The organism is Halostella litorea (assembly GCF_004785955.1).
GTDB lineage: Archaea > Halobacteriota > Halobacteria > Halobacteriales > Natronoarchaeaceae > Halostella > Halostella litorea.
Window position 1 is genome coordinate 175,693 of record NZ_SJER01000005.1, and the last position, 19,096, is coordinate 194,788.

General features: G+C 69.6%; 19 protein-coding genes and 1 tRNA gene. 12 read left to right on the top strand and 8 right to left on the bottom strand.

Translation table 11 applies throughout. The annotated features are described in order from the left end of the window. Nucleotides 1-424: 424 nt before the first annotated feature. Nucleotides 425-655: a hypothetical protein gene (locus tag EYW40_RS15740; RefSeq protein WP_135822610.1), complete on the bottom strand. Its 231-nt coding sequence runs from the start codon at nt 653-655 to the stop codon at nt 425-427. A gap of 210 nt (nt 656-865) precedes the next feature. Between EYW40_RS15740 and EYW40_RS20065 the strand changes: the two genes are divergently transcribed. Beyond that, a complete protein-coding gene (locus EYW40_RS20065) occupies nt 866-1,405 on the top strand; it encodes a hypothetical protein (protein ID WP_202614569.1) in 540 nt (179 codons plus the stop codon). A gap of 214 nt (nt 1,406-1,619) precedes the next feature. After that, nucleotides 1,620-1,696: transfer RNA gene (locus tag EYW40_RS15750), tRNA-Leu, on the top strand. Nucleotides 1,697-1,882: 186 nt separating this feature from the next. On the opposite strand, the gene EYW40_RS15755 is transcribed toward EYW40_RS15750, so the two are convergent. Both EYW40_RS15755 and EYW40_RS15760 read right to left on the bottom strand, forming a co-directional pair. Continuing rightward, nucleotides 1,883-3,220, bottom strand: a complete 1,338-nt coding sequence (locus EYW40_RS15755) for a twin-arginine translocation signal domain-containing protein (RefSeq protein ID WP_135822611.1) — start codon at nt 3,218-3,220, stop codon at nt 1,883-1,885. A 117-nt stretch (nt 3,221-3,337) separates the two neighbouring features. Beyond that, nucleotides 3,338-4,393 carry a sensor histidine kinase gene (locus EYW40_RS15760; RefSeq protein ID WP_135822612.1) on the bottom strand — a complete coding sequence of 352 codons (1,056 nt, stop codon included), beginning with the start codon at nt 4,391-4,393 and terminating at the stop codon, nt 3,338-3,340. A 211-nt stretch (nt 4,394-4,604) separates the two neighbouring features. Between EYW40_RS15760 and EYW40_RS15765 the strand changes: the two genes are divergently transcribed. The 6 genes from EYW40_RS15765 to EYW40_RS15790 all read left to right on the top strand — a co-directional run bounded on the left by EYW40_RS15765 (nt 4,605) and on the right by EYW40_RS15790 (nt 10,587). Then, nucleotides 4,605-5,678, top strand: coding sequence for a DUF7350 domain-containing protein (locus tag EYW40_RS15765; RefSeq protein WP_135822613.1), 1,074 nt, complete (start codon nt 4,605-4,607; stop codon nt 5,676-5,678). Next, entirely contained in the window at nt 5,675-6,667 is a 993-nt protein-coding gene (locus EYW40_RS15770; protein WP_135822614.1) for a DUF7282 domain-containing protein, read from the top strand. Before EYW40_RS15765 ends, EYW40_RS15770 begins: the two co-directional genes overlap by 4 nt. Before the next feature lie 55 nt (nt 6,668-6,722). Beyond that, a complete protein-coding gene (locus EYW40_RS15775) occupies nt 6,723-8,048 on the top strand; it encodes a DUF7405 family protein (protein WP_135822615.1) in 1,326 nt (441 codons plus the stop codon). Nucleotides 8,049-8,076: 28 nt separating this feature from the next. Further along, on the top strand, nt 8,077-8,934 hold the full coding sequence (locus EYW40_RS15780) for a rhodanese-like domain-containing protein (protein WP_135822616.1): 858 nt from the start codon (nt 8,077-8,079) through the stop codon (nt 8,932-8,934). Nucleotides 8,935-9,007: 73 nt separating this feature from the next. Continuing rightward, entirely contained in the window at nt 9,008-9,820 is an 813-nt protein-coding gene (gene dacZ, locus EYW40_RS15785; RefSeq protein ID WP_135822617.1) for a diadenylate cyclase DacZ, read from the top strand. Continuing rightward, nucleotides 9,820-10,587, top strand: a complete 768-nt coding sequence (locus EYW40_RS15790) for a mechanosensitive ion channel family protein (RefSeq protein ID WP_135822618.1) — start codon at nt 9,820-9,822, stop codon at nt 10,585-10,587. Before dacZ ends, EYW40_RS15790 begins: the two co-directional genes overlap by 1 nt. Nucleotides 10,588-10,657: 70 nt before the next feature. Here EYW40_RS15790 and EYW40_RS20205 read toward each other — a convergent pair whose 3' ends face one another. The 4 genes from EYW40_RS20205 to EYW40_RS15810 all read right to left on the bottom strand — a co-directional run bounded on the left by EYW40_RS20205 (nt 10,658) and on the right by EYW40_RS15810 (nt 13,984). Beyond that, nucleotides 10,658-11,473 carry a hypothetical protein gene (locus EYW40_RS20205; protein ID WP_135822619.1) on the bottom strand — a complete coding sequence of 272 codons (816 nt, stop codon included), beginning with the start codon at nt 11,471-11,473 and terminating at the stop codon, nt 10,658-10,660. A 137-nt stretch (nt 11,474-11,610) separates the two neighbouring features. Further along, the gene (locus tag EYW40_RS15800) at nt 11,611-12,132 is read right to left on the bottom strand and encodes an acyltransferase (protein ID WP_135822620.1); all 522 of its coding nucleotides are present in this window, start codon (nt 12,130-12,132) and stop codon (nt 11,611-11,613) included. Nucleotides 12,133-12,183: 51 nt separating this feature from the next. Continuing rightward, nucleotides 12,184-13,494, bottom strand: a complete 1,311-nt coding sequence (purD, locus tag EYW40_RS15805; protein ID WP_135822621.1) for a phosphoribosylamine--glycine ligase — start codon at nt 13,492-13,494, stop codon at nt 12,184-12,186. 70 nt (nt 13,495-13,564) lie between these two features. Next, nucleotides 13,565-13,984 (bottom strand): DUF7522 family protein, encoded by a 420-nt coding sequence (locus tag EYW40_RS15810; protein ID WP_135822622.1) that lies wholly within the window; start codon nt 13,982-13,984, stop codon nt 13,565-13,567. A 122-nt stretch (nt 13,985-14,106) separates the two neighbouring features. Between EYW40_RS15810 and EYW40_RS15815 the strand changes: the two genes are divergently transcribed. Next, a complete protein-coding gene (locus tag EYW40_RS15815; protein WP_135822623.1) occupies nt 14,107-16,272 on the top strand; it encodes a thioredoxin domain-containing protein in 2,166 nt (721 codons plus the stop codon). A gap of 27 nt (nt 16,273-16,299) precedes the next feature. On the opposite strand, the gene EYW40_RS15820 is transcribed toward EYW40_RS15815, so the two are convergent. Then, nucleotides 16,300-16,683 (bottom strand): thioredoxin family protein, encoded by a 384-nt coding sequence (locus EYW40_RS15820; protein ID WP_135822624.1) that lies wholly within the window; start codon nt 16,681-16,683, stop codon nt 16,300-16,302. Nucleotides 16,684-16,827: 144 nt separating this feature from the next. Between EYW40_RS15820 and EYW40_RS15825 the strand changes: the two genes are divergently transcribed. The 3 genes from EYW40_RS15825 to EYW40_RS15835 all read left to right on the top strand — a co-directional run bounded on the left by EYW40_RS15825 (nt 16,828) and on the right by EYW40_RS15835 (nt 19,084). Further along, nucleotides 16,828-17,802, top strand: coding sequence for a PLP-dependent cysteine synthase family protein (locus EYW40_RS15825; protein ID WP_135822625.1), 975 nt, complete (start codon nt 16,828-16,830; stop codon nt 17,800-17,802). Nucleotides 17,803-17,874: 72 nt separating this feature from the next. After that, complete coding sequence (locus EYW40_RS15830) at nt 17,875-18,282, top strand: zinc ribbon domain-containing protein (RefSeq protein WP_135822626.1); 408 nt, start codon at nt 17,875-17,877, stop codon at nt 18,280-18,282. 82 nt (nt 18,283-18,364) lie between these two features. After that, nucleotides 18,365-19,084, top strand: a complete 720-nt coding sequence (locus tag EYW40_RS15835) for a DUF2103 domain-containing protein (RefSeq protein WP_135822627.1) — start codon at nt 18,365-18,367, stop codon at nt 19,082-19,084. Nucleotides 19,085-19,096 lie beyond the last annotated feature (12 nt).

Sequence of the window (19,096 nt, forward strand, 5' to 3'; positions counted from 1 at the left end):
TTGTGCAACACCGTTCCCGTATCCTCGTAGGTCGGACTGTTCTCAGCGATGCTGAAGAACTCGTCAGGGACAGAGTCGATAAGGCCGGTAGAGAGTAGAAGAGTAATTAAAGCGGGAGGAAAACCCGTCTCTGGCCCGCAGACTATCATTGCTGATTGCGGAATTTTAGTACCGACAACAGCAACACACTGGCCCTTATCGCTTTCATTCCTACCTGATACTGTTCCGGGCTGATTCCCGCGAAAATCTGGCGAAATCCACCCTGTGTTGTGCGCGGATGGCTACTAAAGATACATGGAGGGAGGTGTCCTGGTGTAACAACCTCCCCCGTTTCTGGACGCTATTATTTCACGGGTAGAGAGCCGTTCATGGCCCCCGTTTTCGAATCTTAGGCGGTAATATCACAGAAAGGCCGTAAAGTAACTTAGTTGCCCGGTATCCACCAGATTGTATTCCGACCACCTATGTCCTTGTCGGTCAACTGTCCATCATCACGGAGAGCAGATAACCGCTTATAGGTAGCACTCCGTTTGATGGGCAGTTGTTCGGTCACTTCAGCAGTCGAGAGGACGGGGTCGTCTGTCTCCCGAAACAGTTGCAGAATCTCATCATCGGTCACTCGCGGCTTTCGTCCGGGTGTTGTGTCCTTTCCCATGCCCTGGTGATGTAACTCCGGTACTTTAACTCTTTACCTTAGAAGTTACTAACTGTTGTTTGTGTGCGTGTTAGTGTCTTTCCGGTGGTTTTATTATGATACCGTCTAAGGTAGAAATACGAAGGTCAGTGTCCCTGGGGGCGTTGCGGTTCAGAAAACGCCCGGCGTTGGAGCGCCGGACGGTGGCCTTCAATTGGAGTCCGAAAGGCCATGACCGACTACAACACGGCGGAAGGTGAATCTTCCGTCACGGACGAACGTACCGAACTTGAGAAACGAGACGTGCGCGCCTTGACAGAGTATATGACGGTTCTTCCACAGGGAGGAGACATCTACGAGGTAGTATCTGAAAGCGGTAACAGCTATTCTGTGGACGGCATAGAGGGACGCTGTACCTGTCCCGATAAACAGTATAACCTCGAAGATGGCGAGATGTGCAAACACGAACGCCGCGTTCGTTTTGCTACAGGACAGTGGGCGGTCCCTGCTTGGACTGACCCCGATGCTATTGACCCTCAACTCGGGGACCAAGTCACTGGAACACCGCGGATAGCCGCGACGGATGGCGGCGTTATCGAAGCTGGCGAAGACTGCGAGGTTTTGCGAGACACTGAGGACAGCGATAAGGGTCGGGAGCGACCGGACGACTGTGACTGTGCCAACTGGAATGACGGAGTTGAACTTCCCTGTTGGCCCTGTTATCGTGACGGCTTCGAGGTTCCTATGCGGAAGGCCACTGACGCAAAATAAACCCAATTCTGTTTTCCCTTGCTGGCGCGGGTGTGCAAAGACAGCCCACTTACCCGGCCTTATCGGTGAGGACATGACCGGCCCCAAAGACTGAGAATTAGTCGGGTAGCGTGACTCGCGCTTAACGCTGTCCCGGTCGGGGTTTTATATACAAGGCGGCCATTTGTGCCGGTAGACAGGCGAAAACGGAGTAGTTTTTGCCGGGAACGAGGCGGTGCGAGTGCCACAGGCACTCGCGCGCTTAGGACGCTGTCCCGTAGGGGTCCGCCGGTTCAAATCCGGTCCCGCGCATTCTCACGGCGAACGACTCCGTGAGCCGTGAGAACCGTCGGCCGATTTGAACCCCGCAAGACGCAGCGCGAACGAAGTGGGCGACCGTCTTGCTCCGGTTCGAATCCGGTCCCACACACTCTCGTCTCGGACAACTCCGTGAGAGGAATACGTACAAAAGACCCGCCGACGAGAAGGAGAGCCGCGTCAGTTCGGAGCCGACGACCCGCCGAGCTGTGCCGACGTGGAGCCGTCCGGGCTCGTCCAGACGACGGCGACGTAGCCGCCGGCCTCGACGAGCGCTTGGATGGTGCTTCCGGCGACGACGTCCCCGTTACTGGTGTTGGTCCACGAGGACTGGCCCAGGACGTCGCCTTCCAGCGAGAGGCGTTCGGCGGGGATCGACGCGCCGCCCCGGTGGGTGATCGTCACCTCCTTGCGGTCCTCGTCGTAGTCCTCCCACTCGGTCCCGAACGAAGCCTGGGGCGGGGTGGAGGCCGAGCCGCTCGCGGTGGCGGCGTCGGCGACGCCGGTCGGGCCGAGGCCGCTCTCCTCCCAGAGCCGCTGGGTATCGACCTCCGTGGTGAGCCGGAGCGTGCGGTCGCCGCTGGAGATGCTGACGTCCTCGAACTGCTCGAACGCCTCTGGCTGCGAGTTGCGGGCCTGGTCGAGCAGGTCACGGGCGGTGTCCTCGGGCACCTCGGCGTCCTCCTCGTACACGAGCAGGATCTCGTTGGTCGCGGTCTCGCCGTTGATCGTGGCGGCCATGCCGGCCGCGCCGAGGCCGCTCAACACGAGGCGGACGCTGTCGTTCTGGATCTGGTCGCGGATGAGCGTGCCGAGGTCGAACTCGACGCCCATCGACATCGTCGTGCCGCTGAACTCGTTGACGAGGCGTTCGGCGTAGTCGCTCCCGTTGTAGTAGCGGGTCTGGTTGCCGTTGTTGGTGTCGATCATCGTCTCGACGGCGTCCCGGCCGCTCATGGCGTCGGAGTTGGACCCGCCGACGACGACCTGCTCCTCGTTGATGGCGAACGCGAAGGAGTTCGTCGTCCCCTGGAACTCGTTTTCCTGCTCGCCGTAGTACAGTTCGTACCCCTCGTAGGAGCCGGTCTGATACTGGCTGCTGTCGCCCGACGAGGCGATCTCGTCGGTGATCGTCTCGACGTCGAACGAGCCTTCGAGGACGACCGAGCCGCCGGCCTCCGGGTTGTCGGCGTCGAGCGTGCTCCCGCCGACGGCCGTCATCCGGGAGAACTCCTCCAGGTCGACCTCGTCGATCTCCTCGTTCGCCTGTTCCAGCCCCTCGAAGGGGTCCGACGGCAGCGAGTCGCGCTGTGCGAGGACGCTCTCGATGTCGAACGTGGCGTACCCCCGCGTCTCGACGCCCAGCAGGTCCCGCGGGTCATACATCCAGGAGGTGTAGCCCGGCGGGCCGTCGCTGCCGAGCCCGTCGTCGCCGTCGAGCATCCCCGTACAGCCCGACAGGCCGAGGAGCGCGGCCGCTCCACTCGCCTGTAGAAACGTGCGTCTCGAATGAGTCATACACCCCATTTGGCGACCGAACGATATAAATGTACGGAAGGAAACCAGTCTCGGATCTTACCGTAGCCGGCGCGTCACGGCGGCCGGAGTTGCTGACGCGGGCGTTCCGGGACGCCCCTACGGGGCCGCCGGGAGCTGGATCGAGACCCGGCCGCCGCCGTTCTCCCTGTTGGCCAGCCTGAGGGAGCCGCCGTACGTCTCCGTTATCCAGGTCGCGAGCCAGAGCCCGAGGCCGCTGCTGTGTCGGAGCTGCGTCTCGGACTTGTCCCCGTTGATGAGCGCCAGTTCGTGGTCCGGGAAGCCGTCGCCGGCGTCCAGGATCTCGACGTCGATCCGGTCGCCGTCGCGTTCCCCCGTGATCCGGACCGTCGGCGGGTCGCCGCCGTGTTCGAACGCGTTCTCGAGCAGTTCCCCGAACGCCGGGTCGATACGCTCGCCGGCCAGCGCGGGCAGCGACTCGGGGAGCGCGGTCTCGACGGACGCCTCGGGGTACTGCTCTTCCAGCGCCGCCCGGTGCTTGTCGATGACCTCGGTCAGTTCGACCGCCGTCCGGTCGCCGTCGGTCCCGATCATCTCCTCGAAGAGCTGGATCTGTTCCTGGGTCTCGCCGAGGTCGGTGCCGATATCGAGCAGTTGCTCGCCGATGGTGTGGTTCGCCCCACCCCCGTCGGTGGCGGTGAGTTGCTCCCCGTAGCCCAGCAGCATCTGGGCGACGTGTTTCAGGTTGTGGCGGACGAACCGGTGTATCACGCCCGCCTTCTTGCGCTGTCTGGCGACGGTTCGCGCCCGGATCCGCCGGACGTCGTTGAAGCCGATGAGGACGTGCGCGAACGCGCTCACGCCCACGATGAGCGCCCCGGACAGCAGCGGCGCGGACGGCGTAGCGCCGGTCGCCACCTGAAACAGGTACACCAGGAGCAACACCGCGGTCGTGACGACGACCCCGAGCGTGTTCCAGCCGGCGATACGGAGCAGGTGGCGCGAGCTGACGCCGGTTCGGTACGCCGCGGGGCCGGCCACCGTGAACGCGACGCCCAGCAGCAGCGTCGCGCCGGTGACGACGATGCCGGGGAGCCCGGAGACCCCCTGAAGCAGCTGTCGGGCGGCTATCGCTCCCAGCCCCACGCCCGTCGCACTGAGGACGACCGCCGCGGTGAGACGTCTCGTATCCATATACAATATATTTCAGCCACGATTCATAACAGTAGCGCACGACGGCGGCCCGCGTCGAGAGCGCCGCGATCTCCGGGACGCATTAACTATAAACGTGCTGAAAGATGGTATCGGGTCGTCACGGAGGCCTGCGATCACGGCGGATCCGGGCACGGGGCGGCCGCCGGGACGGCCTGTGAACTTTTGTCGGTCCGAGCCAAAGAGGGGGTGAATGAACCGCCGAAGGTTCCTCGCTGCGGGCGCATCGACCACCCTCCTCGCCGGTTGCCTCGACGGTGCCGACGGATCGGACGACGACACGACCGACGCGACCGACGGGTCGACGGCGACGACGACCGCCGACGGTTCGGGCGACGCGGACGGTATCTACGTCCAGCCGTTCGTCGAGAACATGATCATGGCCGGGACGGCGTCGGCCGGCGACTACCGGTTCGGCGTCTTCTACACGTTCCCCCACCAGTTCTGGACGGTGACGGGGACCGAGCGGTCGGCGCAGCCGCGACGCGACGACCACACGGCCCACCTGATGGCGACAGTATGGGACCCCGAGACGGGGACGGTCCTCCCCGACACGGGCCTCTCCGTCGAGATAACGCGTGACGGCGAACTCGTCTCCGAGGAGGTCATCTACCCGATGTTCTCCCAGCGGATGGGGTTTCACTACGGCGCGAACTTCACGCTCGAGGGGAACGGGACGTACGACGTCGGCGTCAGCGTCGGCGGGCTGTCGACCCGGCGCACCGGGTCGTTCGAGGGCCGGTTCGCGGACCCGGCGACGGCGACGGTTTCGTTCGAACTGGACGACGCGACGCGCGAGCAGTTGACCACACAGGAGATAGACGCCGCGGGCGAGGCCGGCGCGGTCGAGCCGATGGAGATGGACGGGGTGCCGCTCGGGCGGGCCGCGTCGCCGGAGTCCCTGCCGGGGACGGTCCGCGGGGAGGCGACCGCCGACGGGGTCCGGTACGTCGTCACGACGCTGTCCGACGACCGGTTCGGCGACGGGACGTACGTCGCCGCCTCGGCCCGGACGCGGTACAACGGCCTGCTGGTGCCCGAGATGTCGCTCACCGGGACGATACGGCGCGACGGCGAGGCGACGTACGACGGCGCGTTCGAACGCACCCTCGACCCCGAACTCGACTACCACTACGGCGCGCTGGTCGACGGCGTCGAGTCCGGCGACACGCTGGAACTGGCCGTCGAGGTGCCGCCGCAGGTCGCCCGCCACCAGGGGTACGAGACGGCGTTTCTCGGCACGCCGACCGTCGAACTGGAGCTATGAGCCGGGGGCGTCGCGCCGCGGCGGCGCTGCTCGCGGTCGCCCTGGTGCTCCCGCTGGTCGGGGTCGCGGCCGTCCCGGCGGGCGGCCACGGCAACCACCTCACGGCCAGGGCGCAGGTGTCCGGGGACGGCAGCGTCGTCGTCGAGCAGCTGTTCCTGCTGGAGCGGGGCTACCTCGTGATCCACGAGAGCGACGGCGGCGACCCCGGCGCGGTCGTCGGACACGTCGCCCTGGAGTCGGGGTATCACCGCGACGTGCCGGTCGAAGTGGCCGACGCCTGGTGGGAGTCGGCGTCGGACAACGAGTCGCTCGTGGCCGTGCTCCACGACGACGCGGAGGCGGGCGACGAGTTCGACCCCGAGACCGACGGGCCGCTGTACAGCCTCGGCACCCTCGCGGCCGACGAGTTCCCGGTCCGGGCCGGCGACGGGTCGGTCAACGTCGTCGCGATGTCGCTGACGGGCCGCACGGTCGACGACTCGCTGACGGTGCCGACGGCGCGGCTCGCCGATGACGGCCACCTCGTCGTCAGGCGGGCCGACGACGAGACGGGCGACCCCGCCGAAGTCGTCGGGAGCGCGCCGCTGGCGGCCGGCAGCCACAACAACGTGAGCGTCCCGGTCGACCGGGAAGCGCTCCCCGGCAACGACACCCGCGTGTCGCTGTGGGTGACCGTCCACCGCGACGACGGCGACGGCGCGTTCGACCTGGCGAGCGACGACCCGGTTCGCGTCGGCGGGTCGCCGGTCCAATCGCGGGTGTCCGCGACGCTGGGCGAGGCCGGCGACGGCGGCGGCCTCGACGTGGGGGTGAACACGGCGACGCCGGACCCCGGCACGACCGACGCCGCCGGGTCCACGACCGGCGGGACGACCGCGGACGGATCGGGCGACGGGGACACGAGCATGCCCGCGGTCGGCGTCGTCGGGACGCTGGCGGCGGTCGCCGCCGGCGCGCTGCTGGCGGCGCGCCGACGGGCGGAGCGATGAGCGTTCGAGAGCCACACCAGAACCCCCATTTCGGGGGGGTCCCAACGGGGGATCGATGACGCCCCTCCCAGACGAGTCGCGGCGCGAGTTCCTGAAGGCGGCCGTCGCCGCCGGCGGGGTGAGCGCGCTGAGCGCCTGCCTCGACCTCGGCGGCGACGGCGACCCGGCGGACGGCAGTTCGACGCCGACGACCGGCGGCCCGGTTCCGGACGGCGTCGACGACCCGGCGTCGCTGCCCGACCGCCAGCACGGCTGGAACGACCTCGTGCCGACCGACGACTACGGCAACACCGTCCTCCCCCGCCACCAGGTCCTGCTGTACCTGACCCTCGACGGGTCCGGGCCGCCGGACGGGAGCGCCCGGGAGACCGTCGAGTCGGCCCTGGCGACGCTCGACCGCGCGTACGAACGCTCCAACGAGGGGCTGATCCACTCGATCGGCTACTCGCCGGCGTACTTCGACCGGTTCGACGAGTCGCTTCCGCCGAGCGTGAACCTCCCGGCCCCCCGCTCGCTCTCCTCGTTCGAGGACCCCGACCTGGACGAGCAGGACGCGCTCATCCACCTGGCGAGCGACCGCGCCGACGTGGTGCTGGAGGCCGACGAGGCGCTCCGGGGCAACGTCGAGGCCAACGGGATCGCGGTGGAGACGCCCCTGACCGACGCGATGACGGTCGACGACCGCCGGACGGGCTTCATCGGCGACGGCATGCCCGCCGAGCGCCAGGACGTCAACGGCGTCCCCGACGGCGACCCGGTGCCCGAGGAGTCGCCGCTGTTCATGGGCTTCGTCGCCGGCTTCGCCGGCAACCAGGCCAGCGAGGACTACGTGACCATAGGCGAGGGGCCGTTCGCCGGCGGGACGACCAAACACGTCGCGAACATCCGCCAGCGGCTGGAGGACTGGTACGTCGAGCAGGACTTCGAGGAGCGCGTGATGGAGATGTTCAGCCCCACCCACGCCGAGGAGGGGATGGTCGAGGGGGCCGGCCACAACCTCGGCGACCACAGCGGGGTCACCGACGAGATCATGGACCGGGTGGCGGACGACGCGCGGGAGCACGGCCGGGTGGGCCACGCGCAGAAGGCCGCCCGGGCGAACCGCGACGAGGACGGGAACGTCCTCCTGTTGCGCCGCCACTTCGAGTCGACCGACGACGACGTGGCGAGCCTCCACTTCCCGTCGCTCCAGCGCGACCTCGCGCAGTTCGAGCGGGTGCGCGAGGCGATGAACGGGAGCGACATCGACAGCCCCGCCGTGAAACAGCGGGTGAACAACGGCATCCTGGAGTACATCTTCGTCAAGCACCGGGGCAACTTCCTCGTGCCGCCGCGGCGACACCGCGCGCTCCCGACGCCGCGGCCGGAAGGCGAAACGTGATAACCGACACGCCACAACACTCGACACGATGAAACGACGAACGTACCTCGCGGGCGTCGCGGCGGCGGGCGCGCTGGCCGGGTGCCTCGGGAACGGGGGCGGCGACGGATCCGACGGGGCGACCGACGGCGACGGGTCGTCGACCGACCTCGAAACCACGGCGTCGGCCGAGTACGAGACCAACGGCGAGTTCCCGCCGGACGGAGATTCGGCCGACGGCTACCCCCCTGAGTTCGACGAGGTCCCCGACCAGCGGGAGATCGACACGTCCGCGTTCGAGACGGTGACCCAGGACGGCGTCGAGGTGCCGCTCGCGCCCGCGGACGCGGTCCACTACTGGTACCGCCGCGGCGAGGCCCGCATAGCCGACGCCCGCGGCCGGGAGCAGTACGACACCTCCCACGTGTTCGGCGCGGTGCTCAGCCCGGCGGGGCGGGGCGGCAGCGACGGCGACCCCGTCGTCGAGTGGCCCCAGGACGACCGGATCGTCTGCTACTGTGGGTGCCCGCACCACCTCTCGTCGATCCGCGCGGCGTCGCTCATCGACGCCGGCTACGAGAACGTGTACGTCATCGACGAGGGGTTCTGGGAGTGGCACGCACAGGACTACCCCATGGCCGGCACCGACCTGTCGGTCTCGCCGTACGGACACGTCGTCCGCGGGCGGGCCGACCCGGGCTTCGCGGGCGAGACGGCGTGGGCGCGCCACGAGCCCTCGGGCCAGCGGGAGGCAACGACCATCGGCGACGACGGCGGGTACAGCATGACGCTGCGCTTCGTCGACGTCGACCGCGACTCGCCGATCCGCGTCGAGACGCCCGGCTACGAGGTCGAAGCGCCGCTCGGCCGACTCGTCGACACGACCGTCACCGCCGACCTGGGCTGAGCCGACCGTCCGCCGCTCACGCCGCCAGGGGGCGACGCAAACCTTTTTCGTAGGGGATGAGTTGCGTTTATCAATGGCGGAGGCAAGCGAGTTGTTCGCGGAGCTGGTGCCCGACGTCGACGCGATCCTGTTGTTCTCGCCCAGCGGCTCCTACTACGAGGGCGTGGCCGCCGACGCCGAGGACCCGATAATCGTCGTCGCCGGGGAGAACGACGTCGGGGCCGACGAGTTCGTCGAACTCCCGCTGAAGTTCGACGACGTCGCCGACCGGATACGCTTCGGGATCGAGGGGGCGGTCGACGAGGGGTACATCGGGGACGGGGACGTCCTCGCCTGCGCCGTCGAGATGTTCGGCGACGGGATAGACACCGTCAGCCGGGTCCGCGTCGACGAGTCCATGGAGTCGGGGATCTACGGCCTGTTCTCGGACTCCCGGGCCGACCCCGACGTCATCCGGGCGGTGCTCGAACTGGTGATCGAACTGGGGAAGAAGGGCCAGAAGGGCAAGCCCGTCGGCGCGCTGTTCGTCGTCGGCGACGCCGGGAAGGTGATGAACAAGTCCCGGCCGCTCTCGTACAACCCCTTCGAGAAGTCCCACGTCCACGTCGGCGACCCCATCGTCAACGTGATGCTGAAGGAGTTCTCCCGGCTCGACGGCGCGTTCGTCATCAGCGACTCCGGGAAGATCGTGTCGGCGTACCGCTACCTCGAACCGTCCGCCGAGGGCGTCGACATCCCGAAGGGGCTGGGCACCCGACACATGGCGGCGGGCGCGGTCACCCGGGACACGAACGCCACGGCCATCGTGTTGAGCGAGAGCGACGGGCTCGTGCGGGCGTTCAAGGCGGGCGAACTGGTGCTCGAACTGGACCCGGAGGATTACTGATGGTCGAGTGGAGCCTCGTCACCGGGCAGCCGGCGGCGCTGGCCGCGGCGGTGCTCGCGGTGGGGATCCTGCTCGGCTACGTCGTCGGGAAGCTCAACAAGCGGCTGCTGACGGCCGCCGGCGTCCCGGACGCGGTCGAGGGGACGCCGTTCGAGCGGACCGCCCGGAGCCTCGGCACGTCGACGGTCACCATCGTCGCGCGGCTCTCCTCGTGGTTCGTGTACGGCGTCGCCCTGCTGACGGCCGTCCACATCGCCCAGCTGTTCAGCGCCGAGCGGTTCTGGCTCCGGGTCACCGAGTTCGTCCCCCGACTGTTCGTCGCCGCGCTCGTGCTCGTCGTCGGCTTCGTCGTCGCCGACAAGGCCGAACTGATGGCCAGCGAGCGGCTCCGCGGGGTCAAGCTCCCCGAGGTGGGGATCCTGCCGCGGGTGATCAAGTACAGCGTCCTCTACATCGCGTCGCTGGTCGCGCTGGACCAGATCGGCGTCAACACCGACGCGCTCATCGTTCTGCTCGCGGTGTACGCCTTCGCCCTGGTCTTTCTCGGCGGCCTCGCGTTCAAGGACTTCCTCGCCTCGGGCGCGGCCGGGGTCTACCTCCTCCTCAACCAGCCGTACAGCATCGGCGACGACGTGCGGATCGGCGACCACGAGGGGATCGTCCAGGAGGTCGACGTGTTCGTCACCCACATCGAGAACGACGAGGAGGAGTTCATCGTCCCGAACAGCCGCGTGCTGGAAAACGGGATCGTCCGGATGCGGGAGTAGCGCGAGCGCCGGCGCGAGTTCGCTTGCCGCGAAGTGACCGGAGCGGCCGTACGCCCGGCAACGGGCCCGGTCAGACCACGACCTCGCCGTCGGCGACGAGGTCCCGCTTCACGCGCTCGAACTCGGGGCCCGCCGGGACGAGGCCGGGCGTCGCGGCGTCGTCGTCGAACCGGTCCGGGTCCGGGTCGACGGAGTCGAGTACCTCGGCGAACGTCGGTCCCGACCGCCCGGTGATGTGGACGAACCCCCCGTATCGACGCCGCTCGAACGGCGTCGTATCCGGGTCCGGGAACGCCTCCCTGATGTGGTCGACGTTCCCGCGGACGTACGCCGCGGCCTCGTGCTGGGAGTACTGGCAGTCCGCGTAGTACTGTTCCCGAGCGGCGTCGTCGAGTTCCGCCCCGCCGTGCTTCGAGGACTCGTATCGAACCCCCTCCGGGCCGACGTCGCCGTCGAGGAAGGTCAGGTTCACGGTGAAACAGTCGGGATAGCGCAGGATCACCAGACAGAAGACGTCCTCCCCGACGGTGTAGCGCTCCTGCAAGCGGTAGTAACACTCCAGATAGTACGCCGCGAGCGCCCCGACCCAGTCGTCCCGGTCGCCGTCGATGTAGGCGGTCGCGACGTCGTAGTAGTCCTCGCCGGCGACCTGTCGCAGGCGGTGTTCGAAGCTCCGGCGCATGTCGTCCAGTTCGTCCTCGTACACCTCCGTCAGCGGGACGTTCGGGTCGTCGAGCAATTCGCTCTTTCGCTCGCCGGCGGCCGCGATCCGCATCATGTTCTCGTGGAGGGACCGTTCGGCCTCGGCGTCCGGCAGCGGGATCCGGACCGCCCGGCCGTACAGAACCTCGGACCCGGTGTGCATGCGCTCGCGGCCGGTTTCCATGGCGTGTGGCTGATCGCAGACCGACATTAATGGTTTGGTAGATACGTCCCCCGCGTGCCGGCCCGACGTGGGAGTTCGGCCGTCGCTCCGGGGGTGTCGCGCCGGAGAACGGGGGACGCCGGACCGTGGCCGCAGTGCTACGAGTCGGCCGACATCGGACGCGCTGGGACGCCGGCGACCGTCTCGCCCGGCGGCACGTCCTCCGTGACCAGCGAGTTCGCGGCGACGCTCGCGCCCTCGCCGATCCGGACGCCGGGCAGGACGACCGCGCCCGCGCCGATCATCGCCCGCTCGCCGACGACCACCTCGCCGGTGCGGTACTCGTCCTGCAGGAACTCGTGGCACAGGAGCGTCGCGTCGTAGCCGACGATGGCGTGGTCCTCGACGGTGATCAGTTCCGGCCAGAACACGTCCGGCGTCGACTCCAGCCCCCACGAGACGCCCGCGCCCAGCGTGACGCCGATCCGCCGCAGGAGCCAGCACTTCAGGCGGAGGCTCGGGGAGACGCGGGCGAGGACGATGACGACGTAGTTCAGCGCGACCCGCAGGGGGTGTTTGGCGTCGGGCCAGTGCCGGAGGGAGTTGGCCGCGCCCGGCGTGGGGTGGGCGGCGACGCGGTCGTGGCGGGAGCCGTCGGCCGGCGGGTCGTCGTCTGTCACGGCACGGCGTTCGGGGCGGGAGCTAATAAACGCTCCCGGCGCGGGGCGCGCTCAGTTCCCGCGCAGTTCGTCCACGTGGTCGATCCGCGACTGGACGAGGTCGGGCTTGCCGATGTCGTGGCGGACGCGCAGGCCCTCCTCGCCGGCGAGCGCGAGCGCCGCCTCCGCGGTCTCCTCGGCCGCGGCGATGTCGTCGCCCAGCCCCACGACCGCAAAGGACCGTGAGGTCGTGGTGTACACGCCGTCGTCGCGGGCGTCGACCGAGGCGTAGAACAGCAGCGCCTCGCCGGGGGCGTCCACGTCGGCGACGCTCGCCTCGTCGACGGTCACCGGCGCGCCCGCCTCGGGGTCGGTCGGGTAGCCCGCGGGGACGGCGTACTTGCAGACGGTCGCCCGCTCGGCGAAGTCGAGTTCGGGCAGGGGGTCGCCGTCGCGGGCCGCGGTCAGCACGTCGAGGAAGTCGGTTTCGAGGACGGGGAGCGTGTTCATCGCCTCGGGGTCGCCGAAGCGGGCGTTGAACTCGACGACCTTCGGCCCGTCCGCGCCGAGCATGAACTGGCCGTAGAGGACGCCGCGGTAGCCGTCGAGCGCGTCGACCACGGCCTCGATGATCCGGACCGCCTCGCGGTAGTCGGTCTCGTTCATGAACGGCAACTGCGGGATTGCGTCGCTGTAACTGCCCATGCCGCCGGTGTTCGGCCCCTCGTCGTCCTCATAGGCGCGCTTGTGGTCCTGCACGGCCGGCGTGACGCGCACGTCGCCGTTGGCGACGAACGCCTGCACGGTGAACTCCTCGCCGACGAGGCGTTCCTCCAGCACGAACTCGTCGTAGTCGCTCCCGCGGACGTACTCCTTGGCCTCGTCCTTCGTGATCTGGTCGCCCGTGACGCGGACGCCCTTGCCGCCGGTCAGCCCCGTCGGCTTCACCGCGAGGTCGCCGTCGTAGTCGTCGATGTACGCGGCCGCTTCCTCGGGGTCGGAAAACGTCGCGAAGTCCGGGCAGCCGGGGATGTCGTTGTCCGCCATGAACTCCCGCTGGAACCGCTTGTCCGTCTCGATGCGGGCCTCGGCCCGCTTCGGGCCGAATGCGTACACACCGGCGTCCTCCAGTGCGTCGACGACGCCGGCGGCCAGCGGCGTCTCCGGGCCGACCACCGCGAGCGTCGCGTCGACGCGATCGGCGTAGTCGACGACGGCGTCCGCGTCGGTCGTCTCCAGGGCCTCGAACCCGGCGGCGATCCGCGCGATCCCCGGGTTCCGGTTGCCGGCGCAGGCGTACAGGTCACAGTCCGACTCGGCCAGCGCGCGGGCGATGGCGTGCTCGCGGCCGCCGCCGCCGACCAGCAGGACGGTCTCGGTCATGCGCGGAGGTGGTGGGCACGGAAGTGTAAAGGTTGCTCTTCCACCGCACGATACGATCCACGAACGTGCGCTACTCCGGCTCGGCCAACAGCTTCCGCAGGGTCACCGCCAGTTCGCGGAACCCGTCGATGTCGAGCCCGTCGGTCGTCATGAACACGCCGCGGTCGTCGACGATGACGCGGCTCAGATACCCCCGGTCGAACACGCGCATGGTGAAGCCGTACTGGCCGAGTTCTGGCTCCGTCCCCGCCTGCGTGGCGAGCGAGCGGTACGTCTCCTGCGAGTCGAACCCCAGCCGCTCGCTCTCGACGAACTCCGACTGGACGCGGTGGAGCAGTTCCTCGTCATCGCCGTACAGGTCGCTCCGGACGTACGCCACCTCGTGGTCGTCGGGCGTGAAGTAGACAACCGCGCGGAGCGAGTCCCCCACCGCCGCCCGGCACGCGCCGGTCAGTTCCTCCGCGAAGTCGTCGGTGATCAGGTCCCCCATGTGAGCCGGCTACGACGGGCACCGGCATCAATGCGATCCGTCCGGGCGGACGCCGGTCCCCGCCCGGACCCCTCCGTGCCGCGATACCGGCACTTAGGTGGCCGAAGCCACAACGACCGCCCATGACCGCACCGACGGACCGCAACCGACTGGACGAGGAGGAAAGTCCCTATCTGCGCCAGCACGCCGACAACCCGGTGAACTGGCAGCCCTGGGACGAGGACGCGCTGGCGGCCGCGCGGGAGCGCGACGTCCCCATCTTCCTCTCCGTGGGCTACTCGGCCTGCCACTGGTGTCACGTGATGGAGGAGGAGAGCTTCCAGGACGAGGGCGTCGCGGAACTGCTCAACGAGCACTTCGTCCCGATCAAGGTCGACCGCGAGGAGCGCCCGGACATAGACCGGATCTACCAGACGGTGTGCCAGCTCGTCAGCGGGCGGGGTGGCTGGCCGCTGTCGGCGTGGCTCACGCCGGAGGGGAAGCCGTTCTACGTCGGGACGTACTTCCCGCCCGAGGAGAAACGCGGGACGCCCGGCTTCAGGAACCTGCTCCGCAACATCGCCGACTCCTGGGCGGACGGGACGGACCGCCCGGAGATGGAGAACCGCGCCGACCAGTGGACCGACGCCGCCACCGACCGGCTGGAGGCCACGCCGGGCGCGGGCGGCGACGCGCCGGGGAGCGAACTGCTGACGGACGCGGCCGACGCCGTCCTCCGGGGGTCGGACCGCGACCACGGCGGCTTCGGCTCGGGCGGCCCGAAGTTCCCGCAGCCGGGCCGGATCGACCTGCTGCTCCGGGCGTACGACCGCACCGGCCGGGAGACGTATCTGGAAGTCGCCCGGGAGACGCTGGACGCGATGGCCGAGGGCGGGATGTACGACCACGTCGGCGGCGGGTTCCACCGCTACGCGACCGACCGCGAGTGGACGGTACCCCACTTCGAGAAGATGCTGTACGACAACGCGGAACTGCCCCGCGTCTACCTCGCCGGCTACCAGGTGACCGGCGACGAGCGCTACGCCGACGTGGCCCGCGAGACGTTCGCCTTCGTCGAGCGCGAACTGACCCACCCCGAGGGCGGCTTCTACAGCACGCTCGACGCCCAGAGCGCAGTGCCCGAGGGCCGCGAACACGCCGCCAAGGACGACGAGCAGGAGGAGGGCGCGTTCTACGTCTGGACCCCCGCGGAGGTCCGAGACGCGCTGGACGCGGAGACGGCTGACCTCGTCTGTGACCGCTACGGGATCACCGACGCGGGCAACTTCGAGGGCGGCACGACCGTCCTGACCGCCGACGCGAGCGTCGGGGAACTGGCCGAGACGCACGGCCTGGAGCCCGACGCCGTCGAGGAGCGCCTCGACGCCGCCGACGAGGAACTGTTCGACGCCCGCGCCGACCGGCCGCGCCCGCGCCGCGACGAGAAGGTGCTCGCGGGCTGGAACGGCCTGATGATCGGCGCGCTCGCCGAGGCCGGTCTCGTGCTCGACGAGGCGTACGCGACGCGGGCCGCGGACGCGCTCTCGTTCGTCCGGGAACACCTCTGGGACGAGGACGCGGGGCGGCTGGCCCGACGGTACAAATCGGGCGACGTGAAGGGCGACGGCTACCTGGAGGACTACGCCTTCCTCGCCCGCGGCGCGTTCGTGCTGTACGAGGCGACCGGGGACCCCGACCATCTCGGGTTCGCGCTGGACCTGACCCGGGTGATCCGCGAGGAGTTCTGGGACCCCGAGGCCGGGACGCTTTACTTCACGCCCGAGAGCGGCGAGGGGCTGGTGACCCGCCCCCAGGAGCTGCGGGACCAGTCGACGCCGTCGAGCGTCGGCGTCGCCGTCGACGCGCTGCTGGCGCTGGACCACTTCGTCCCGGAGGAGTCGTTCGCGGACATCGCGGAGGCGGTCGTCGGCACCCACGGCGACGAGGTCCGGGCCAGCCCCGTCGAGTACGTCTCGCTGGCGATGGCGGCCGACCGGCTGGAGGCGGGCGGCCTCGAACTCACCGTCGTCGCCGACGAAACGCCCGCGGCGTGGCGCGACCGGATCGGCGGGGAGTTCGTGCCGAACCGCGTGCTCTCGCGGCGGCCGCCGACCGACGACGGGCTGGCGGCGTGGCTGGACGACCTGGGGCTGGCGGAAGCCCCGCCGATCTGGGCCAACCGGGCGCGCGACGGGGACGAGCCGACGCTGTACGTCTGTCGTGCGTTCACGTGCTCGCCGCCCCAGACCGACGTGGACGCGGCGCTGGAGTGGGCGGAACGGCTCGACCCGTCGAGCGAAACGGAGTGACGCCGCGGAGAAACGGCGACGGCCGTCTCAGGCCGTCGCTTCGAGGTCCTCTAGCTGTTCGGCGATGAGCACGGCGGCGGGGCGGTCGGCCTCCTCGACGAAGCGGGCGACCTCCTCGCCGTCGCGCTCGACGATGATGGTCGGGATGAGTTCGATGCCGTACTCCTCGACCTTCGGACCGACCTTCTCCCCGTCCTCGCGCTCGACGGGGTAGTGTTCGATCCGGTCCTCGGGGACGCCCGCGGCGGAGAGCGCGGCGGCGAAGTCCGGGAGGACGGCGCGGCAGTCCTTGCACCAGTCGCCGCCCCACACCTTGTACGTCAGGTCGTCGTGGGCGGCCAGTACGTCGACGGTGTCCTCGTAGGCGGTCCCGTCCCAGGTCGGGGTGGGCTCCATCGTGTCGAGAGTCATGCGCGGTCGTACGGGGTCGAGGGGCTTAACGCCCCCGCTCCCCGCAGAATCGGGCGACACCCCCAGCCGGGCGGCGGCCGCGCCGGCGGCACGTCCTGCCGGTGTCCGGGAACGGTTTACGTCCCAGATGCCTAGGACGGGGCAATGAAAGGGAGCATTCTGGACACGATCGGCTCGCCCCTCGTGCAGGTGGCGTCGCCCGAGGGGGCGACCGTCGCCGCGAAGGTCGAGTCGTTCAACCCGGGCGGGTCGGCCAAGGACCGGCCGGCGCTGGCGATGATCCGGGCCGCGGAGCGCGAGGGGGCGATAGCGCCGGGCGACCGGCTGGTCGAGCCGACGAGCGGGAACACCGGGATCGGGCTGGCGCTCGTCGCCGCCGCGCGGGGGTACGACCTGACCATCGTGATGCCGGCCTCGAAGTCCGAGGAGCGCCGGCGGCTGATGAAGGCCTACGGGGCGGACCTGGAACTCGTCGACGGCGAGATGGAGCGGGCCCGCGAGCGGGCCGACGAGCTAGTCGCCGAGACCGGCGCGGTCCAGCTCGGCCAGTTCGAGAACCCCGCGAACCCGGAGGCCCACTACCGGACGACCGGCGAGGAGATAGTCGAGCAGGTCGGCGACCGCGAGGTGGACGCGCTGGTCGCCGGCGTCGGCACGGGCGGCACGCTGTCGGGCACCGCCCGCAGGCTCCGCGAGGAGTTCCCCGGAATGGACGTCGTCGCCGTCGAGCCCGCGCGCAACGCCGTCCTCTCGACCGGGGAGTCGGGCGACGACGACTTCCAGGGGATGGGGCCGGGCTTCGTCAGCGAAAACCTCGACACGAGCCTGATCGACGACGTGGAGACCGTCCGCGTCGAGGACGCCGAGGCCGAGTGTCGCCGCCTCGCCCGCGAGGAGGGCATCCTCGTGGGCCAGTCCAGCGGCGCGACCAGCCTCGCCGCGAAGCGCGTCGCCGAGCGGCTCGCCGCCCCCGAACTCGACTGCCCGCCCGCGCCGGCCGGGGCGGGGGGCGTCGAGCCGGACGGCGGGGACGCGGCCGGCTACGACGACTGCCCGCTGGTCGTCACCGTCTTCTGGGACAGCGGGGAGCGCTACCTCTCGACGGGGATGTTCGACTGACGGCGGCCGCTGGCGGTTCCAGCGCCCCGCGCCGACGCGGACACATTTAGCCCCTCACGTGGTAGGGCGGCCATGCGAACCGAACGGATCCGGCGGGAGGTAGACGAGGCGCTCCGGGCCGGCTGGACCATCGAGGACGAGTCGTCGGAGCGGGTCGTCCTCGTCAAGCGGAGCTACGGAAGCCTCGGGGTCCACGCCGTCATCGCCGTGCTGACCGCGTGGTGGTCGTTCGGCGTCGTCAACGCCGTGTACGCCGGCTACATGTACCTCAACGACTCCAGCCGGCGAGTGCTGTGGGAGTCCGACCGGTCCTGTCCGAACTGCGGCACCCGCGCCGCCGCGGACGCCGAGTACTGCAGCAACTGCGGCGAGGACCTCCCGACCGACGCCGACAGCCCCCGCAACTGCCCGGACTGCGGCGTCGTCCTCGGGGCGGACGCGCGGTACTGCCGCAACTGCGGCACGGAGGTCGCCGCCTGAGGCCGGGGAGCCGGCCGGAGTCGCCGCCGGCGGGCGGGGCGGAAGCGCGCCTGTTTTATTTACCGCGCGGTTAGGGCGATACATGGACTGTCGGCACTGCGGGTCCCCGCTGGAGCGACCGGGCGACTACTGCCTGGTCTGTCGGACCCCCAACGCCGACGCCGTCGTGCTGGACATCGCCCGGGACCGCGCGACGGTGACGATGCTGGACGACGAGGACGTGGTCGCCTCGACGACGGTCACCACCACCCCGGAGGACGGCGAGGAGACGGGCGTCGTCGAACTGCGGAACTTCGCCGGCCGGATCGCCGACGAGGTGCGGCGCAAGCGGCCCGACGAGGTGTTCGCGGCCGGCCACCGGGAGGTGCTGCGCGCGACCCGGGAGCAACTCCACCACGAGTTCTACCGCGTCGACGGCGACGACCCCGTGGAGGCGGTCCGCACCCGCCGGGGCGAGACGGCGCTGGAGGTCGTCGACGCCGCGCCGGCCGAGAAGATCGGCGGCACCCACTCGACGCTCATCGGCGGCCGCGGGGGGCGGAAGGCCGTCCAGACGGTCGCCGGGCACCCCCACGTCAAGAAAATCGTCCCCGGCCCCATCGACGCGGGCGGCACCGGATCGCAGTCGGGCGTGCGGGCGAAGGCGACCCGCGCGGACGGCAACGGCAACGTTCGCCTGCTGATCCGCAACGGATCCAGCGTGCAGGAGAACCGCGTCGTGACGACGGCCGGCGACCGCGACACCGGCGAGCGCGTCCGCGAGGACCTGAACGACGCGCTCGGCGACGCCGACCTGCAGTGACCGCGCCGCGGG

Excerpts from the sequence above, each read along its gene's own strand:
- EYW40_RS15775 (WP_135822615.1), top strand. The coding sequence starts at position 6,723 with ATGACGCCCCTCCCAGACGAGTCGCGGCGCGAGTTCCTGAAGGCGGCC.
- EYW40_RS15755 (WP_135822611.1), bottom strand. The coding sequence starts at position 3,220 with ATGACTCATTCGAGACGCACGTTTCTACAGGCGAGTGGAGCGGCCGCG.
- EYW40_RS15740 (WP_135822610.1), bottom strand. The coding sequence starts at position 655 with ATGGGAAAGGACACAACACCCGGACGAAAGCCGCGAGTGACCGATGAT.
- EYW40_RS20205 (WP_135822619.1), bottom strand. The coding sequence starts at position 11,473 with ATGGAAACCGGCCGCGAGCGCATGCACACCGGGTCCGAGGTTCTGTAC.
- EYW40_RS15815 (WP_135822623.1), top strand. The coding sequence starts at position 14,107 with ATGACCGCACCGACGGACCGCAACCGACTGGACGAGGAGGAAAGTCCC.
- dacZ (WP_135822617.1), top strand. The coding sequence starts at position 9,008 with ATGGCGGAGGCAAGCGAGTTGTTCGCGGAGCTGGTGCCCGACGTCGAC.
- EYW40_RS20065 (WP_202614569.1), top strand. The coding sequence starts at position 866 with ATGACCGACTACAACACGGCGGAAGGTGAATCTTCCGTCACGGACGAA.
- EYW40_RS15765 (WP_135822613.1), top strand. The coding sequence starts at position 4,605 with ATGAACCGCCGAAGGTTCCTCGCTGCGGGCGCATCGACCACCCTCCTC.
- EYW40_RS15790 (WP_135822618.1), top strand. The coding sequence starts at position 9,820 with ATGGTCGAGTGGAGCCTCGTCACCGGGCAGCCGGCGGCGCTGGCCGCG.
- EYW40_RS15810 (WP_135822622.1), bottom strand. The coding sequence starts at position 13,984 with ATGGGGGACCTGATCACCGACGACTTCGCGGAGGAACTGACCGGCGCG.
- purD (WP_135822621.1), bottom strand. The coding sequence starts at position 13,494 with ATGACCGAGACCGTCCTGCTGGTCGGCGGCGGCGGCCGCGAGCACGCC.
- EYW40_RS15770 (WP_135822614.1), top strand. The coding sequence starts at position 5,675 with ATGAGCCGGGGGCGTCGCGCCGCGGCGGCGCTGCTCGCGGTCGCCCTG.
- EYW40_RS15825 (WP_135822625.1), top strand. The coding sequence starts at position 16,828 with ATGAAAGGGAGCATTCTGGACACGATCGGCTCGCCCCTCGTGCAGGTG.
- EYW40_RS15780 (WP_135822616.1), top strand. The coding sequence starts at position 8,077 with ATGAAACGACGAACGTACCTCGCGGGCGTCGCGGCGGCGGGCGCGCTG.
- EYW40_RS15820 (WP_135822624.1), bottom strand. The coding sequence starts at position 16,683 with ATGACTCTCGACACGATGGAGCCCACCCCGACCTGGGACGGGACCGCC.
- EYW40_RS15835 (WP_135822627.1), top strand. The coding sequence starts at position 18,365 with ATGGACTGTCGGCACTGCGGGTCCCCGCTGGAGCGACCGGGCGACTAC.
- EYW40_RS15830 (WP_135822626.1), top strand. The coding sequence starts at position 17,875 with ATGCGAACCGAACGGATCCGGCGGGAGGTAGACGAGGCGCTCCGGGCC.
- EYW40_RS15760 (WP_135822612.1), bottom strand. The coding sequence starts at position 4,393 with ATGGATACGAGACGTCTCACCGCGGCGGTCGTCCTCAGTGCGACGGGC.